Source organism: Schaalia odontolytica, from assembly GCF_009730335.1.
Taxonomy (GTDB): domain Bacteria; phylum Actinomycetota; class Actinomycetes; order Actinomycetales; family Actinomycetaceae; genus Pauljensenia; species Pauljensenia dentiphila.
Window position 1 is genome coordinate 191,959 of record NZ_CP046315.1, and the last position, 17,194, is coordinate 209,152.

At 62.4% G+C, this 17,194-nt stretch carries 16 protein-coding genes, 1 tRNA gene and 1 pseudogene; 12 read left to right on the plus strand and 6 right to left on the minus strand.

The genetic code is table 11. The features are described from left to right. Positions 1–302: 302 nt before the first annotated feature. The 4 genes and pseudogenes from FOC40_RS00900 to FOC40_RS00915 form a co-directional block, all read right to left on the minus strand. A pseudogene (locus FOC40_RS00900) lies at positions 303–1,414 on the minus strand (IS1249 family transposase). 234 nt (positions 1,415–1,648) lie between these two features. After that, positions 1,649–1,732, minus strand: a tRNA-Leu gene (locus FOC40_RS00905). Positions 1,733–1,856: 124 nt separating this feature from the next. After that, the gene (locus FOC40_RS00910) at positions 1,857–2,732 is read right to left on the minus strand and encodes an energy-coupling factor transporter transmembrane component T family protein (RefSeq protein WP_196773356.1); all 876 of its coding nucleotides are present in this window, start codon (positions 2,730–2,732) and stop codon (positions 1,857–1,859) included. Further along, complete coding sequence (locus FOC40_RS00915) at positions 2,729–4,861, minus strand: DUF2232 domain-containing protein (RefSeq protein ID WP_003797083.1); 2,133 nt, start codon at positions 4,859–4,861, stop codon at positions 2,729–2,731. The genes FOC40_RS00910 and FOC40_RS00915 overlap by 4 nt, the downstream gene beginning before the upstream one ends. 280 nt (positions 4,862–5,141) lie before the next feature. On the opposite strand from FOC40_RS00915, the gene FOC40_RS00920 reads away from it, so the two are divergent. Further along, complete coding sequence (locus FOC40_RS00920; protein WP_231126034.1) at positions 5,142–5,894, plus strand: Ltp family lipoprotein; 753 nt, start codon at positions 5,142–5,144, stop codon at positions 5,892–5,894. Between the two features lie 119 nt (positions 5,895–6,013). Here FOC40_RS00920 and FOC40_RS00925 read toward each other — a convergent pair whose 3' ends face one another. Further along, positions 6,014–6,946, minus strand: a complete 933-nt coding sequence (locus tag FOC40_RS00925; protein WP_003797090.1) for a 5'-nucleotidase — start codon at positions 6,944–6,946, stop codon at positions 6,014–6,016. Positions 6,947–7,045: 99 nt separating this feature from the next. After that, the gene (locus tag FOC40_RS00930; protein ID WP_231126035.1) at positions 7,046–8,335 is read right to left on the minus strand and encodes an MFS transporter; all 1,290 of its coding nucleotides are present in this window, start codon (positions 8,333–8,335) and stop codon (positions 7,046–7,048) included. Positions 8,336–8,500: 165 nt separating this feature from the next. Between FOC40_RS00930 and FOC40_RS00935 the strand changes: the two genes are divergently transcribed. The 11 genes from FOC40_RS00935 (at position 8,501) to FOC40_RS00985 (ending at position 17,171) form a co-directional block, all read left to right on the plus strand. Further along, on the plus strand, positions 8,501–9,637 hold the full coding sequence (locus FOC40_RS00935; RefSeq protein WP_003797095.1) for an ABC transporter substrate-binding protein: 1,137 nt from the start codon (positions 8,501–8,503) through the stop codon (positions 9,635–9,637). Positions 9,638–9,720: 83 nt separating this feature from the next. After that, entirely contained in the window at positions 9,721–10,233 is a 513-nt protein-coding gene (locus FOC40_RS00940) for a helix-turn-helix domain-containing protein (RefSeq protein WP_003793785.1), read from the plus strand. A 32-nt stretch (positions 10,234–10,265) separates the two neighbouring features. Beyond that, entirely contained in the window at positions 10,266–11,093 is an 828-nt protein-coding gene (locus tag FOC40_RS00945) for an IS3 family transposase (protein ID WP_231125988.1), read from the plus strand. A gap of 107 nt (positions 11,094–11,200) precedes the next feature. Then, entirely contained in the window at positions 11,201–12,229 is a 1,029-nt protein-coding gene (locus FOC40_RS00950) for a FecCD family ABC transporter permease (protein WP_039929852.1), read from the plus strand. Continuing rightward, positions 12,226–13,026 carry an ABC transporter ATP-binding protein gene (locus tag FOC40_RS00955; protein WP_003797103.1) on the plus strand — a complete coding sequence of 267 codons (801 nt, stop codon included), beginning with the start codon at positions 12,226–12,228 and terminating at the stop codon, positions 13,024–13,026. Before FOC40_RS00950 ends, FOC40_RS00955 begins: the two co-directional genes overlap by 4 nt. A gap of 198 nt (positions 13,027–13,224) precedes the next feature. Then, the gene (locus FOC40_RS00960) at positions 13,225–13,434 is read left to right on the plus strand and encodes a cold-shock protein (RefSeq protein WP_003791482.1); all 210 of its coding nucleotides are present in this window, start codon (positions 13,225–13,227) and stop codon (positions 13,432–13,434) included. A gap of 334 nt (positions 13,435–13,768) precedes the next feature. Beyond that, positions 13,769–13,987, plus strand: coding sequence for a hypothetical protein (locus FOC40_RS00965; protein WP_034511958.1), 219 nt, complete (start codon positions 13,769–13,771; stop codon positions 13,985–13,987). 552 nt (positions 13,988–14,539) lie between these two features. Then, positions 14,540–14,836, plus strand: coding sequence for a hypothetical protein (locus FOC40_RS00970; RefSeq protein ID WP_003797107.1), 297 nt, complete (start codon positions 14,540–14,542; stop codon positions 14,834–14,836). A 13-nt stretch (positions 14,837–14,849) separates the two neighbouring features. Beyond that, entirely contained in the window at positions 14,850–16,166 is a 1,317-nt protein-coding gene (locus FOC40_RS00975; RefSeq protein WP_039929854.1) for a C2 family cysteine protease, read from the plus strand. Beyond that, the gene (locus tag FOC40_RS00980) at positions 16,163–16,633 is read left to right on the plus strand and encodes a hypothetical protein (RefSeq protein WP_003797111.1); all 471 of its coding nucleotides are present in this window, start codon (positions 16,163–16,165) and stop codon (positions 16,631–16,633) included. Before FOC40_RS00975 ends, FOC40_RS00980 begins: the two co-directional genes overlap by 4 nt. Positions 16,634–16,673: 40 nt before the next feature. Then, positions 16,674–17,171, plus strand: coding sequence for a hypothetical protein (locus FOC40_RS00985; protein ID WP_003797114.1), 498 nt, complete (start codon positions 16,674–16,676; stop codon positions 17,169–17,171). Positions 17,172–17,194 lie beyond the last annotated feature (23 nt).

Below are 17,194 nucleotides of genomic sequence, written 5' to 3' on the forward strand. Positions count from 1 at the left end.
AGCGAAAAAGCCCTCGGATTGACGACGTTTGTAACAACACGCACCCGAGCACCCCAAAAACTCAACACGCGAGACCCCCATGACGCCCCCAGGAAGCGGCGGGCCAGGCTGCGGTGCCCGTGGGCGGTGGCGGGGCCTGGCCGGGCTTCGAGGCGACACGCCGAGCCGAAGGCTCGCAGCGCGGACGGCGAGCGGGCGGGCCGCCGCCCACGGGCACACAAAGCAGCCCGGCCCCACGCGGCGCCCGGAACACCCGTGGGACCACAAGCAAGGCTTATAGGTCAAAACGTGTTGGTTTCGGTTTAGTAGGTTTCGTGCCAGGTTCCGCTGTGGTGGAAGTCGGTCCAGTTAACTGCGGTTCCCCACCTGTCGATCTCGGCTTGTGCTTGGGCGCGGTGGCTGGCCTTGTCGAATTGGTCAATGATCTGTTGGTCGGTGATCGTGGTTTTAAGGATGTGTGCTGGGGTGGCAGGGAACTCGGTGTGCAGGTAGCACCACCACAACACGGTCTTGACCTGGTGATTAAGGCTCATGCCACGAGCACGCAGCGTAGTTGGGTATTAATCCCGCCCTCAATCAGGTTCGACGTCCTGGCAATGGGGTCACCTTCAAGGTCAAGGGCGGGATCGAGGTAGGTAAACAGCGTGCCTTGTTTAACCAGCGTGTTGAGGGAGTTCTTGGCCTGGATCAGCCGGGCATGGGTGGCAACCCAACGTCCGTCTGGTAGCCGGGTGCGCTGGGCTAGGAACTCCTTGTAGGTGGTGTTCCAGGTGGCGAGTTTGCTCATCCATGCCACTGCCTGGTCAAAGGTAGTGACCTCGAGCAAGGCCTGAGCAAGACTGTAGAGATCAACACCTGCCTGAGTGCGTGGACGGGTGGTGGTCTTACGCTTGACCGCGCTATAGGCGTGAAAGACACAGCGTTGGATCCGGGTGGTAGGCCAGGTGGTCTTCACCGCGCTGGCGATGCCTTGCCCACCATCGCACACGACAACATCTGGGGGCGCGATCCTAGACATCAGTGCTTGCCGGGCGCGGGTGGTCTCACCCTTGGCCACGTACCAGCCAAGCACATGGGTCTTGGTGCAGGCAATAAGAACCACCAGCTTGTGGGACAGGTAGATTCCGTCAACAAAGACCACATGGTTAACCTCCTCAACCAGTGGACAAACTGGCCATAGATGCCAAAATGGTTCGTTACGCCGTCGTATGGTGCGTCCCTTGAGCCCGTAATCGGACAGGGTGTATTTGCCGGTGACGAAGTCTAAAAACGCACTGAGATGCCGGGCATGGGTATCGTTACGCCGAGACTGGCCTGCCCTACACGCAAAACAGCGGAACCTTGGCCTACCTGTTCGAGTTGAGCCCCATTTTTGCGTCGTGCCACCACAGATTGTGCATCGAGGATTTCCTATCCCCCAATCCAAGCCGATTCAAACCCCGACCTTACCGCGGAATATCAATCAAAAACCGGGATAAAACCAACACGACCTGGCCAACCAAGAACTCAAGTCACAACGAGTCCAACCCCCACCTTTCGGCTTTGTAGCAACGAAAGACAGCCCAAAAACCAACACAACCTGACCTATAAGCCTCAACAGCCAGGGAAAACAAAAACCGCAGACCCCGAAGGATCTGCGGTTTCATCGTGCGCGAGGGGGGAGTTGAACCCCCACTCCATCACTGGAACACGGACCTGAACCGTGCGCGTCTGCCTATTCCGCCACTCGCGCGTACCCAGAAAGAATAGGGGCACCACACCCCCCGCGTCAAATCAGGGTTGTATGACCCAGGGCACAAGACCCTGTACAACCTAGATTAAACCGCACTATTTCACCGAAAGATGCGACCGGCATACTACGGCATCAACCTGCACGCAACGATGCCAGCGATACCCAACAGGCTCGCAGCGATCACAGCAGCATCCACCCATCCGAGTCGAACGCGCGCCCCACGAGTCGCACCATCCTGAGCCTCAATGGATCCACGCATAGACATCGCGCGCCCGGTTTCGGCCGCGCCGCGGGAGGTGGCCGACAGGATCGCAGTAATGACGTCGACGCTCAAGCGAGCGGAACCGCGCAGCGACAGCGTCGCCATGTCCTGCCCGAGGCGCAGCTTGGCAGTATCGAGCACCGCCTGCGCCTGATCTCGCAGCATCGGCAGGCCTCGCAGGGCGGAGGCCATGACGAGCGACCACTGATCGACCGGCGCCCCCAGCAGCCGCAAGGGCCGCAGGAAGAAACGCAGAGCGGCCGCGAGCGAGGCGGTCGGCGTCACCCAAGCGATGAGCCCAGATCCCCACAGGACGACGAGCGCCAGGGTGGAGACACGCAGGAAGAGCTCGAGGCCATCCCCCAGCCAAGCACCGAGACAGCCGCCGATAAAACCGGAGACGAACCACATGGGCGGACGCGGGGCGACGCTGAGGGGGAGACGGACGACCAGCGAGGCAACGAGGAGGAGGCCCCCCACGATCGCGAGCGTCGACCAGCGCGGCAAGAGGATCACGCACGTGGTGAGCACAGTCCAGCAGGCGATAAGGGTGCCGGGCCAGGCGCGCGACAGTGGCGTCGGCCAGGGCAGGGGCCGAGGCAGGGGGAAGCCCGCACTTCGCCGGGGCTTCGGGCGCGGGGGCCCTTCGCCGAGGCCGGGAGGAGTCCTCGAGAATCGACCCTCGCTGGCGCCACCACCGGGGCCGGTCGCCCCGCAGGCGGAGTGGGGTTCCATCATGAGAGCACCCCCTCTGCGAGGCGTCCGTGGCTGTCGCACAGGGAGTCCATGCCTTCGAGGTCATGGGAGATGACGAGGATGGACAGGCCCGCGCGCCGGCGCTCATCCAGGACAGAGATGAGCAGGTCACGCGAGGCCGCGTCGAGGCCGGCCATAGGCTCGTCGAGGATGAGGACGCTCGGGTGGGAGGAGAGCAGCCCAGCGAGTGCGACGCGACGCATCTGGCCGCCGGAGAGGTCGTCGATGCCGCGCGTCGCTAGGGCAGGGTCGAGGCCGACGAGTTCCATGGCCTCGGCGACGAGCCGGTCGCCTTCCTCGCGGCTGATGGCACCCTTACGATGTGGAGATCCGGTGCCGATGCGCGGCCCATGACCGGCGGCGGCGAGGATGTCGGAGCGCACGGAGGGGCGCTGAAGCTGGAGGCGCGCGAACTGCATGGAGAGGGCGACCTCGCCGACGCAGCGCTCCATGGGACGCCCGCCGAGGGTTACGCGACCCCAGGTGGGAACGAGCAGGCCGGTGAGGACGCGCGAGAGCGTCGTCTTTCCCGATCCGTTGTCCCCGGTGATGAGCATGGCCTGCCCGGGGTCGAGGATCAGGCTGACGTCGCGCAGGACAGGCTTCTCCCAGGGGGTGCCGAGGTCGTAGGTGTGGGCGACACGGTCAGCCCACAGGTGGGCGGCCTTAATGAGGGCGGGCGCGCCCGCCACAGAAGACACAGTCGGCGCATCGGGGGCGGGGGAAACTGGAGGATCCCCGGCCTCGTCGATGCGAAGCCCGTCCGCGGCGGCGCTCCCCTCCCCCGCGCGGCGGTCGGAGAGGATGCGCCCACCGTCGATCGTGACGACGCGGTCGGCGCGCGCGCTTTCGGCGGGGTCGTGGGTGATGTGGACGACGGCGATGCCGCGCGCGGGCAGGGAGGCGAGGAGGTCGAGCATCTCGGCGCGGCCCGCGCGGTCGATCATAGCGGTGGATTCGTCGGAGATGAGCAGGCGCGGGGAGCGCGCGAGGGCACCCGCGAGCGCGAGGCGCTGAAGCTGCCCGCCGGACAGAGAGCGCGGGTCGGCATCGGCGAGGCCAGCGAGGCCGACGCGCTCGAGCAGCTCATCGAGGTCGAGACCGGCGATATGCTCGGCGTTCATGCCCCAGGTGACATCTTCGGCGACACTCTGTCCGAGAACAAGGAGTTCAGAGCGCTGTCCCACGAGTGCGGTCCCACCGACAGCCCCAAGGACGCCGCCGCCCTCGCGCGTCCCAGAACCGGGTTCGGCACCCGCGAGGAGGAGGGCCAGGGTGGACTTGCCCGAGCCGTTATGCCCGACGATGACCGTGAATTCAGGCCGCTCGAAGCTCAAGGTGACGCCGCGCAGCGCGGGGTGGTCGGCGCCGGGGTAGGTGAAGCTGACGTCGATGAGGGTCAGGGGCAGGGGGGACGAGGCCTCGGCGGCGGGTTCTTCATCGACGCGGGCGGTCGCGTCCAGGAGCGGATCCCAGCCTTCGTCGAGGGAGATGCGGCTGAGGATGGCTCCGAGGAGCCACCTGGCGGCGAGGACCAGGAAGGCGACGCCGATGAGGCGGGTGATGGGGATCCAGATCCACCACCAGTCGACGAACCATTGGCCGAGCTGATGCCCCGCGTCGACAAAGCCGCCGGAGTGGGGGATGTTCCCGATCAGTTTGAGGAAGCCGTCGAGGGTCTTTTGGATGCTTTCGAGGCCGAGGGTGCGCAGGTCGGACAGGATCCAGAAGGCGATGCCGGTGCCGACACCCCAGACGAGGCCGAGGCCGGCGGCGACCCCGGAGACGGGGAGCCATGAGGCGCGTTTCTTGTGGAGGAAGCCGATGATGAGGCCGACGAGGGCGGCCTGGAACGCGCGTCCGGCGGTGGCGACGCCGCCGACGGCGATGGCGAGGAGGATCGTCGAGGCGAAGGCTGCGACCGCGGCTCGTGGTCGCAGCTTAAGGGAGACCATCGCGAGGGGAACTGCTGTGGCTACCTGGAAGAAGAGCTGAAAGACCGGGGTAACTGTGGCGATAAGGCCGAAGGTGACGGCAAGGCCAGAGAGAGCGCCGGCGGTCGCCACCTCGACGGGGGTGAGGCGGCGGGCGTCGCGCGCGGTTGAGCTCATGTGCCTAGTGTCCCAGGCCCCGCCCACATCTGCGACCGCCGGGCTGCGATCGCCGGGCTGCGATCGCCCACCACACAGCAGCCAGAAGCACCCCAAGACACCTGACAAGTCCAAGATTTTAAAGTAATTAATTGTTGACAAACATGGCTCACATCACTAGGTTTACTCACTAAGTCCACTCGACACAGGAGTCATGATGACAAGCCCAACACCGCAGTACGGCCTCGGAAACAACACGCCAAACGCCACCCCGAGCGCCCCTCACTCACCCTTTCAGCAGGTGACACCCCCTCAAGCCAAGCCGTTTTACACAAAGTGGTGGTTCATCGCCATCGCGGTCCTCGTCGGCCTTGTCCTCATCGGCAGCCTGACGAACCCCAAGAGCAAGAACAGCACCAAGGACGCCGAGCCATCGACAGCATCCACGACAACAGAATCAAGCGCGGAGATCACCGTGCCCAACGTCGTCGGCATGCGCGGCGACGAGGCCCGCGCAACGCTCGAAGCACTCGGCAAGGTCGACATCTCCTTCAAGGACGAGTCGGGCAAGAAGATGGTGCTCGACGTGACGAACTGGACCGTCACCTCTCAGACCCCCAAGGCGGGAGCAACTCTCAGCAAGGGCGCTAAGGTCACGCTTTTCGTCCACCACGACACGGACGACGCCGAGCCGACGGACACTCCGACGACCGAAGCACCACCGACGACCGATCCCAAGACGGATGACGTTCCGCGCGAACACCGCAAGGCGCTGAAGACCGCAGAAAACTACTCGAAGCGACTCCACATGTCAAAGCAAGGCATCTATGACCAGCTGATCAGCGAGGCTGAAGGATTCTCTCCCGAGGCAGCCCAGTACGCGATCGACAACATCCAAGCCGACTGGAATGCAAACGCTCTCGCCAAGGCTAAGGAGTACGAGAAGTCACTCAATATGTCCGATGAAGCAATCCGTGAGCAACTCGTCAGCGAGTACGGTGAACAATTCACCCAGGAAGAGGCAGACTACGCAATCTCCCACCTGGACGACTGACACCGCTTATACACAAGAACACGTCTGAGACAAAGGCGGGGCGGGCGTTGCAGCTCATGCAACCCCCGCCCCGCCTTCACTGGCACCTCAACAAGTACTGCCAGAACAGGCCCCAACGCCTATTCCCTGTTGATCTCACCGAAGGGGATGTGGACGCTCGGGGTGGAGAGCGACGCGCCTTCCACCTGACGGCGCTGGTCATCGAAGAAAATGTGCGGCTGTAGCACCTCCAGCATGGGCCCCTTCGGGAGGCCTCCCAGGAAGAAGGCGTCGTTGACGCTCAGGCCCCACTGCCCAATCGAGTTAATCGCACGCTCGTGAGCGGGGGCACTACGCGCCGTCACGACGGCGACGCGGACCCGACGCCGGTACCCCTGCGGATCATCCACACTTTTCGAGTCCTCGATCCCCTGAATTCTGTTGATTCTCTCCAGAAAATCGGCCATCGGCCCGCGGTCGATAGGCACCTCTGCCAGGGCACTCTCATTCTCCTGATACTTATCCAGGCCCCCGGTCTGGAACACTCGCTCGGCGGAATCGTCGGCCAGGACTCCGTCGAAGTCGAAGGCGATTCGCAGGTCGTTTCCCCCGTCGTCGGCTACTCCTGGGCCAACGACGTGCCCCGCCGCAAATCCCATATCGATCGCCTCGCGCACGTCATCCTCGTTCGCGGAGAGGAACAGGGACATGCGCAGCGGCTTCATGAAGCGATACGGGGCGCGCCCCTGCATGAAGATAGCGCGCGTGATGTCTAACCCGTGATGCTTGACCGATCGCATGACCCGCAGCCCCGTCTCGGGGTCGTTACGCGAGAGGATGACGACTTCAACCAGACGCTCGCCCTCGGCGAGGTCGTTAAGGTCCAGGAGGCGCCGAATAAAGGGGAAAGCAACTCCCGATTCTAACACATCGTCGAGGTGCTCACACTGATAGGCACGGTACTTCTCCTCGCCCTCGTTACGGAATACGGCGTCCGACTCCGACAGGTCGAAGAGGGCGCTGGAGGCAACACCAATAACGAGGGCGCGCTCCAGATCAAGACTGTCGGGCATCGCATTCTTCCTTCCGCTCGCAGATGCTTCTTCCCTTGAGAGACAGGGTATAGCTGGCCGTGCACACCTGCGGCTCTGGGGAAAGGGGCGCGCGCGGGTCTACGCGTCCTCGTCGTCGAGAGGAAGAGCGGCGGGCACGGGGGTGTCGAGGTCGCGGATGCGGGGGATGGCGTACATGACGACACCGACGACGCAGAAGAAGACGCCGGAGGCGGTGAAGAGCACGGGGCCTCCCATCTTCTCGGCGAAGGCACCGCCCAGGACCATACCGACGGGCATCGCAAGCCCGAGCATCAGCTGGAAGAACCCGAGCGCGCGACCGACCTTATCCTCCCCGACGTGGCGCTGGATGAGGGTCATCAGGGGGGCGTGGAACCACGCCAGGAAGATGCATCCGAATCCCATGAGGGCGACGAAGGCCCAGAAGCCACTGCGGGGAAGCAGGCCGACGGCGGCGAAGGGGAGGCCGACGACGACGGTCGTCGCGCTGATAAGCAGCGCGAGGCGTTTGCCCCCGCCCCACGCCATCATGATGACCGCGCCGACCAGCATGCACGTCCCGGTGATCGCCTCGGCGACGGACACCATCGCCCCGTCGGCTCCGAAGTACTGCTGCGCCATCAGCGGGTAGACGACAGCGAGCGCCTCGAACACCATCATGCCGGCGGTGAGGGCGACGATGAGGGAGACGAGGCCCGAGTTGGCGCTCAGCGCGCGCCAGCCCTCGCGGATCTGCCCCATGATGGTTGGGGGCATCTCGGCCTCGACGGAGGGAATCCTCGCAAGCGCCAGGCCGGCGACCGCCAGGAGCGCTCCCACGAACTCCAGACCCAGGGTGTAGGGAAGCCCGAAGGCGGTGTACAGGGCGATGCCGATGGCGGGGGAACCGATGTTGGCGATGGACCCCACGGCCTGGTCGAGGGTGTTGACTCGCATGAGGTGCTTCTCGGGGACCAGCATCGGCATGGCCGCACTCATCGCGGGGAAGTGGAAGGCCTGGAAGCAGCTGCGCAGCGCGGCGAAGAGGCATATGAGGGCGAAGCTCCCGTGTCCCAGCCAGGCCAGCGCCCCGAGCGCCAGCGACATACCACCCGCCCCCAGGTCCGAGATAATCATGACGGTGCGGCGGTTATAGCGGTCAGCGGCGACCCCGCCCAGCGGTGCCAGAAGGCCGAGGGGCAGCTGAGAGAGGGCCATGACGATGGCGAGCTTGAGGGCAGATCCTTCGGTCGTGGTGACGTGCCAGACGATCGCCCATCCCGACGCGCCGCTGGTGATGATGGAAAACGCCTGGCCGCTCCAGATCATCGCGACCACTCGCCACCAGTTCGACGCCAGGGTGCGTCCGGAGGCGCTAACCAGCGCGGATGAGGAGGTGTCCCGAGTCATTTCCACGAGGGTAGCCGGGCATTTGTAGCCAGTCAACAGACGACGTGAGCCGACCGCCGTGCCGACGGGATATAGCACCGTGTCATAATGCCACACTCACCCTTGTGAGGAACACCTAATTTTGTGTAGCATATCCCTCGCAATCCCTAAACACGAGAGGACGCAATGAAAACCCGCCTCGCCACCCTGACCGCAATCCTGGCCACCGCCACCCTTGCCCTCACCGCCTGCGCAGGCGGCTCCGGCTCCGCCACCAGCCAATCGGAGGCGACCACCCAGGACGCCTCAGCCTCGTCGACGCGCACGATCACCGACCACGCGGGCAACGAGGTCGTCCTGCCCGAGAAGATCACCCGCGTCGCCATCGACCAGATCCCGATCGAATCCACCTACCTGGCCTACTTCGACGGCAAGGCCCCCTACCTGGTAGGCATGAGCGCCGCCCGCGTCAAGGCCATGAGTCAGACGATCGCCGCCGAGATGGCGCCCGAAATGATGCAGGTGGACACCAGCTACTACGACAAGGGTGAACTCAACGCCGAGGCCCTCCTGAACCTGAACGTCGACGTCGTCTTCTACAACGCCTTCAACAAGGAACACGGCGAAATGTTCCGCAAGGCCGGCATCCCGGCCGTCGGCTTCACGACGCTGGGCAACCCCTCGGAGACCTACGCGGAATGGATGGAGCTCCTCGAGGACGTCTTCAACGAGGACGGCCACATGGCCGACAAGATCGCGCTCGGCAAGGACCTGGTCGCCGACGCCCGAGCCCGCACCGCGAAGGTTCCTGCCGACCAGAAGGTCTCGACGATGGTGCTCATGGGCGCTGCCGACGGCCAGCTCGCGGTCGCGGGCGGCAAGGACGGCTGGTTCACCAACGAGTGGGCCGACTCGCTGAACTACACGAACGTCACGCGCGACACCGACACCTCGCACACGCCCGTCACCTTCGAGCAGGTCCTCACGTGGGATCCCCAGGTCCTCCTCGTCACCGGCAAGGGCATGTCGAACATGACGGCGAACACCGTCCTGACGAACTCGGTCGAAGGCATCGACCTGTCTACCCTTAGCTCCGTGAAGTCCGGCCGCGTCTACTCCACCGGCCTGGGCATGTGGAACTGGTTCACCCCCAACCCGGATTCCCCGATCGTGGCGAACTGGATCGGCGCCTCCCTGTACCCGGAGCAGTTCTCCGACGTTGACCTCGTGTCGATGACGAAGGACTACTACCAGAAGATGTACAACTTCACGCTCACGGACGAGCAGGCTCAGCGCATCATCAACCCGGACTCCGCGTCCTAATACCCGGCCCCGGCCTCGTCTCCCTGAACTGCCTCCCGTTTCTTGGACATCGAAATTGAAGTCCGGGGAATGGGAGGCTTTTCATGTCTGTGGATCTGCGGTTGAGGCATGATCGTTTGCTTCGGGAGCAGGCGGTGTCGATGTTTGAGAGGGGTTGTGGCTATGCTTTGACCGCCGGGAGGCTTGGTGTGTGTGCCGAGACTGTGAGAGAGTGGCAGAAGACATACCGCGCAATTGGGAGGAGCGGACTTTTGGCCATGGGAGTGAAGTACGCCAGATACGACTATGAGACCAAGGTCGCCGCAGCGAGGGCCGTGGTAGACGGCGGGATGAGTAAGCCTGAGGCGATGGTGCGCTTCGGTATTGCGAGCGCGACACCGTTGAAGCAGTGGTGCAGGCTGTACCGCGAGGGCGGCGCGCAGGCCCTTAAGCCTAAGCCCAAGGGCAGGCCGAAGGGGTCGGTGCGGGCGGTGCCACCAACGCGTGAGGAGGAACTCCAAGAGCGCGTGCGTAAGCTTGAGGCGCAGGTGGCGTACCTAAAAAAATCGATTGCCCTGAAGGCGCAGAGGCGCTCCCAAACCGGGACAAAGCCCTAGTGGTTGCCGAGCTTTCAGGGCATGGACACAGGGTGTGTGATCTCCTCGAGGTGGCAGGCCTTGCCAGGTCGAGCTACTACTACGCGCTGACTCACCCCCAGCAGCCAACCAGAGCGCAGCTACGTCCCAAGGTCGCCCAGATCTTTTCACGCACCCCCAACGGGTGCGGTCACAGGCAGATAGCCATGTGCCTGCGCGCTGAGGAAGGGGAGCGCATCGCCGACAAGACGGTCTTGAAGATGATGCGCGAGATGGGTCTGCGCTGCGGCATACGCCGCGAGAGGGCCTACCACAGGTACAACTCCTACAAGGGGGACGTGGGACACAGCTTCGACAACATCATCGGCCGCGACTTCAAGGCCGATGGCCCCTGGCAGAAACTGGGTACCGACGTCACCGAGTTCAAGCTCTCCTTCGGCAAGGCCTACCTCGCTCCGGTCTACGACTTTGCCAGCAAAGAGATCGTCGCGCACTCCATTTCGATGTGCCCCAACCTCGCCCAGCAACAAGAGATGCTCCAGATACTCATGGACGCCAAACCAGCAGGGGCCGAACCGATCTTGCACTCGGACATGGGATGGCAATACCAGCACGAAACCTACATCAGCACGCTCGCCGATAACGGTTTCATCCAGAGCATGTCACGCAAAGGCAACTGCATCGACAATGGCGCCACCGAGCAGGTCTTCGGACACCTCAAGGACGAATTCTTCCGCGGCCAGGACTGGCAGACCTTCGAGAGCTTCAAAGCCGACCTCGACGCCTACATCACGCACTGGAACACAACAAGACGCCAAGTAAAGCTCAAGGGCCTGACCCCGGCAGAATACCGGGATCAGGCCCTACAGGAAGCCGCATAACGGCTACCATTTAAAGCGTCCAAGTTTCGGGGCGCAGTTCACCCCTATCGACGAGGCCGGGGTCCCTTATGCGCTTTACTCCCGGCGCGCGTCGGGGAGAGGACATCATGAAGTCTGTGCTGACCAGGAACGGGCGGCTGCGTGTGTGGGTGGTCCCCACGCTGATCGCCCTCATCGTCGTGTGCGCGGCGGCAGCCATGCTCATCGGCCGTTTTTCCGTGTCCCTGGAGGACGTGGTCGCGGCGGTGCGCGCACGGTTCTGGGGTGGCCCGGCGGTGCCCCCGCGCGTCAACTCGGTCGTGTTTGACCTGCGAGCGCCGCGCATCATCGTGGCGATCCTGATCGGCGGGGGCCTGTCGGTTGCCGGCGCCTCGTTCCAGTCGCTCTTCTCCAACCCCCTGGCCACACCGGACACCCTGGGCGTCGCGGCGGGCACGTGCGTCGGCGCGGTCATCGCCCTGTTGCTGGACTGGAACCTGATCGGAGTGCAGGCCGCGGCGCTCGTCGCGGGACTGGCGACGATGGCTTTTACGACGGCGATTTCACGCACTCGCACGGGCGCCTTCAACGTCATCACGCTCGTGCTCGGCGGCGTCATCGTCTCCGCCCTGGCGAACGCTGTCCTCTCGCTCCTCAAGCTGACGGCCGACCCGACGAGCCAGCTTCCCGAGATCACCTACTGGCTGATGGGCTCGCTCGCCGCGGTCACCTACCACCAGATCGCACTGGGCGCCCCCTTCATCATCGCGGGCGTCGTCGTCATCGTGGCGCTGCGCTGGCAGCTCAACATCCTCTCCCTCTCAGAGGACGAGGCCCGCTCCGCCGGCGTCAACGTCTCCCTCATGCGCGCGATCCTCATCGTCGCGTCGACGGTCATCACGGCCTCGGTCATTTCGATGTGCGGCCAGGTCGGCTGGGTCGGCCTGCTCGTACCGCACTGCGCGCGCATGCTGTGCGGACAGAACAACCGCGCGGTGATCCCCGTGTCGCTGCTACTCGGGTCGGCGCTCATGATCGTCATCGATACGCTCGCGCGTTCCCTGTCGGCCTCGGAGATTCCCATTTCGATCCTGACGGCCATCATCGGCGCCCCCTTCTTTATCGTGCTGCTGCGCCGGACGGGAGGAGCGCGATGATTAGCGTCGAAAACGCGACCTTCACCTATCCGGGCGCACCCTCCCCAATCCTGACGAACGTGTCCTTCGAGGTGCCCGAGCGCTCGCTCCTGGCCATCCTGGGTCCGAACGGCGCCGGCAAGACGACGCTGCTGCGCACCATGATCGGCCTGCAGAAGTGGGACAGCGGACGCACACTCATCGACGGCACCCCCATTTCCTCGATGTCGACCCGCGCGCTGGGCCGCGTCCTGTCCTACGTGCCGCAGGCCCGCAACGCATCGAACGTGGCGCTCACCGGCCTCGAGATGGTGATGGTCGGGCGAGCCCCGCACATGCGCACCCTCGCACAGCCCGGAGCGCGCGAGGAACGCATGGCCCGCGACGTCCTCGACGAGGTAGGTGCCTCCCACCTGGCCGAGATGCCCTGCGCGACCATGTCGGGCGGCCAGTTTCAGATGATCCTCATCGCCCGCGCCCTCGTCGCCGACCCGCGCGTCCTCGTGCTTGACGAGCCGGAGACCGGCCTCGATTTCCGCAACCAGCTGATCGTCCTGGGGCTCCTCGAGCGCCTTGTGAGGGACCGAGGCCTCGCCGTCATCATGAACACGCACTACCCGGCACACGCCCTGCGCGTCGCGGACCAGGTCGCGCTCTTCTCCTCCACTCACGAGGCCGTGGTGGGTCCGGCATCCTCCGTCATGAACGCGGACACCCTCGCGAGCATCTTCGGGGTGGACGTGGCGATCGGCAGCGTCGCCTTCGAGGGAGAGGACGTGCAGGCGATCGTCCCAGTTCGACTGAGTGGAGATAAGTAGCGCCGTCACGCGGAAAACTACTTCGTCACGATTGTGCAGGTCAGCCACATTTTCACCGCGAGTGCGGTACCGTATGACTGTGATTCCGCACGCCCAGTCCGGGGGCATCGATGCCGGGCAGGGGCAACGGGACCATGTCGACTCCGCAGACGGGGCCGAACGGTGCCCCAGCGTTGGGGCGAACACGAAGGAGGGCCCATGGCTACCGGGACCATCAAGTGGTTCAACGACGCCAAAGGCTTCGGATTCATCACTCCTGATGACGAATCCGGCGACGTCTTCGTGCACTATTCAAACATCATCGGCCAATCTGGGCGCCGTACTCTTCTAGAGGGCGAGAAGGTCGAATATGAGGCGATTGAAGGACCAAAGGGCCTCCAAGCTATGAATGTGGCACGAGCCGAGTGACCGTGTGTGCCCGGGTGGAGTCCCCACTCGGGCACACTTGCACGAAGTGACATGTTCTCCACTGATCTTCATGCATGTCTTTTTCGTTGATAAAACAACGCTTTAATAGCTTTTTGCAATGGCTGTGCCATGCCTTACAAGGGCTTGTGCGGTATAGACCGAGCGGTGGAATCCGCGTAGAATTGGTGCTGCACCAAGGGGGGCGACCAGGAGTCAGCCCCCTTTTTTGATGCCGTCGCCCACCCGGGCGGCACGGACCAACAGGTTCACAAACACGCTGGCGTGCGGGGCGCGCTTCGTGCTTCCGCGCGAAGACACTCATAAGGAGAACCCCATGAACCAGATCGTCAAGGCTGAAACCGCCCCCACCATGTCCCAGGCCACCGCCTCGGCTTCCGTTCTCATCGCCCTGATCGTTGTCCTCGCGGGCCTCGGCGTGTTCGCTGCCCTTCAGGTTGCTTCCGTCGCGTCGGTCGTCTTCGCGATCGTCATCGCTCTGACCGCCCTGATCGTTTCCCCCGCTCTTCTCTCGATCGCTCACACTCGCGCCTGAGCCTATACGGGGCGCGTGAACGACACGCGCCCCACCCCCGCCAGCGTGACACCGCAGAGGTGTCACGCTTTTTCGTTGCTTTCTTAGCTTCTTTGCGTCTTGGCTTCTTTGTTTCTCTTATCCCTGTAGCGCCGTTTCCCGTGCTCCCATCCTTGCGGCACCACCCCCTTGCTCTCGGCTTCAGCAGCTCACATCCCCCGGGATTGGCCAAAACACAGACAGGTCCCTCGACGGGGGGAATTGCGCCATGCAAGGGTGCGACACGCCGGCGACACGCCGTCAGAGCGCTTCGCATGGCGCAAAAACCCCACACCACCCCGGCGTCGGTCACCACGGCGTTTAACAGTGAGGCTCTGACACCTAGGGCTACGGAAGGACCGAAGGTAACGTCCTGAGCACAGCGCGCACGCTGAACGGATCAACAGGAGGTGCCACGGTCTGATGTCCAGCTGGGCAGCGCAGCAACACCCATCGTCCCTTTACCCGAGATTTGCATATTGTGCTCTCCCCCACTAAAGTCCGTCTATTAAGCACGACATCAAGGAGGATGCCATGAGCGATTTTCAGATGAATCCTGCGGATGTCCAAGAGGCATCCGTACTTATGAGTCGCTTGGCCGACAGAATGTCCGACTTGGAGCTCACCAAGTCGGATGATTCCCTCGACTGTGGGGACACCGCTGTGCAGGAGGCACTGGCGTACTTCGTCTCCATGTACAACAAGCGCGGCCAAACGACGCGAACATGGCTCAATGGATGCTCCGACAGCCTACATGCCACCGCACAAGCATCCGAAGACACCGACGATGAAGCAGCGGAGTTCTTCGCAGCCCTTCGAGCCAAGCTGTAGGAATGAGGCAATCATGTCAACACGGTTTTCACAGCGCTTCCCAGCAGTAACAGGAGACCTTGGCGGACTTTGGTCGAGCCAGAACGAAATCAGAAATCGTAGGCGAGATATTCGCGATTTGGGCACGAGCCTCACCGGCGCTATCAGTACGTGTGACGATTGGACAGGACTCGCTAAAGAGGCCTTTATCAACAGTGCAACAGCGGAACAAAAAGAGATCAACATTTGGGAAGACGGATGCCTCCAGGCTGCCAACGCTTTGAAGAGCTACTACTTCACCCTGGAGTGGGTTATCAGCTCTGTCAACAACATTCGCGCCCAAGCAGACGAATTGTGGGCGCAATTCCAAGCAATGTCCCCAGAAACCAGATCAAGTCAACACGCTGAGATTGAGGGCGAACTAGCTTATCTCCAGAAATCCTACGACGACGCGAAACATATCCTGTCAGAAGAAGCGTTAAATACGGCCGCTATTCTCAGGGAGGCCTTGTACTTCACGCCGGAGGATATTCATACGGAGACTCTTAAGAATGGCAAAATACGGAGACTCGATTATGGGGATACTCGCTCCCTGACATATACAGAACTGCAAGAAATACTCGACCGGCTAGCTGACCCTTCATCCTCTCTTTTCAATATCGATCAGGGCCGCATTGGCGACTGCCACTTACTCGCCTCGCTAAACGCTTACAACCAGAGCGAAAAAGGACGCGAACATCTCGCAAAGATGATCACTCCTCTCTACGACTCCGATAATAGATTTGTCGGTTTCTTCGTCACTTTGCCTGGATATGACGGTGGCCACCAACGCGTCTTTGTGCAAGATGTCCTCGTTCACGGCAACGGAGACGACACGCAGGCGGACATAGCTTCTATCTTCGAAAAGGCCTTCATTCAGGCACATATGGGAGGAACGCAAGGAAAGTTCCCTGCATGGGGAGCATCAGGAAGCTTCAGCGCTTGGACAATGAAGGACATCTCTGGGGAGAATGCAGCAATAACTGCCAATCTGGGATTTGATCGAGACGCCATGAAAGAAGCCGCTATCAACGGCATCCAAGCAGAGAAACCTGTTGTCGCAGAATCCAGTATCGCCACACACGACACGACCGTCACCACCCCCGACGGGAGTCGCGAGAATATTCAAATTGTCTCCCAACACGCATATACGGTGGTTGGAGCAGACGAGAACGGAGTGACCCTCATAAACCCCTGGGGACATAACAAACTGAGTGATAATCCAGACATCCATACGGATGCGACCTTCACGATGAGCTGGAAAGATTTCTACGCAAACTTTGGCGATGTCACCGTTGGGCGCATCCCATGAGCATCAGACCCGCACGCATCCGCGCCATCGTCATGGCCATTCTCGTCCTGGCGTTCGTCATCCCCTGGACCTACGCACACATCGCCTACGCCTGGCCCTGGAAAGAACAATCCACAGGCAACGCCTGCACCGGCCGATACTACCTCACTCCGTACGACGAGCATCGCCCCATCAACTTGGGCACACTCTCCGATGGACGAACCGTTTTCATGGGCATGACAGGAAAAGTCTCCATGGGACGCAAAATTGGTTCCTTCGGCCTGTCAGCACGCAACAACAACAATCATTACGAGTCCATCGGGGGCGCCACTGAGCTTCACCGAGGCGACAGCATCACCGTCGAAGGGGTCGGCACCTTCACCCTGAAGGAAGCACACTCAGACATCGTCTGGTTCACCCCCAACCCAGGAAAAGCACTGTTCTGCTTTGACCCAGATCCCTCATTCACCGTCCGTGAAGAGCCCTAACACACCCACTGACGACAGCACCCACCATAGAAGCACACCCATGAGTACCACACACAGCCGCACACGCACACGCATCCGCGCCATCGTCGTGGCCATCCTCGTCCTGGCATTCGTCATCCCCTGGACCTACGCCCACATCGCCTACGCCTGGCCCTGGAAACGATTCCAAACGGGCACCCGCATCACCTGCCAGGGCCAGTACCTGGTAGGAGCAGAACCTAACCAGAACGCGACGCGCCTAGGAACACTGACCAACGACTCGTTGGTCAGGCTTGACGCCTGGGGAGAAATCCGTATGGGTGCTGAGACTGCAGGCTTCACCCTATTCACGATTGAAGGCAACCACGTGAACGACATCGCTCACGTACCAGAACTGCAGCTCGGGGAGTCCACCACCGTCGCGGGGGTGGGTACCTTCACCCTCAAGGAAGCCCACTCCGGCACCGTCTGGTTCACCCCCAACCCCGGCGGAGCGGCCTTCTGTTTCGACCCAGACCCCACCTTCACCGTCTACGACTACGCACAACAAGGTCACTAACACCGGCCATCTCCACCAGGGAG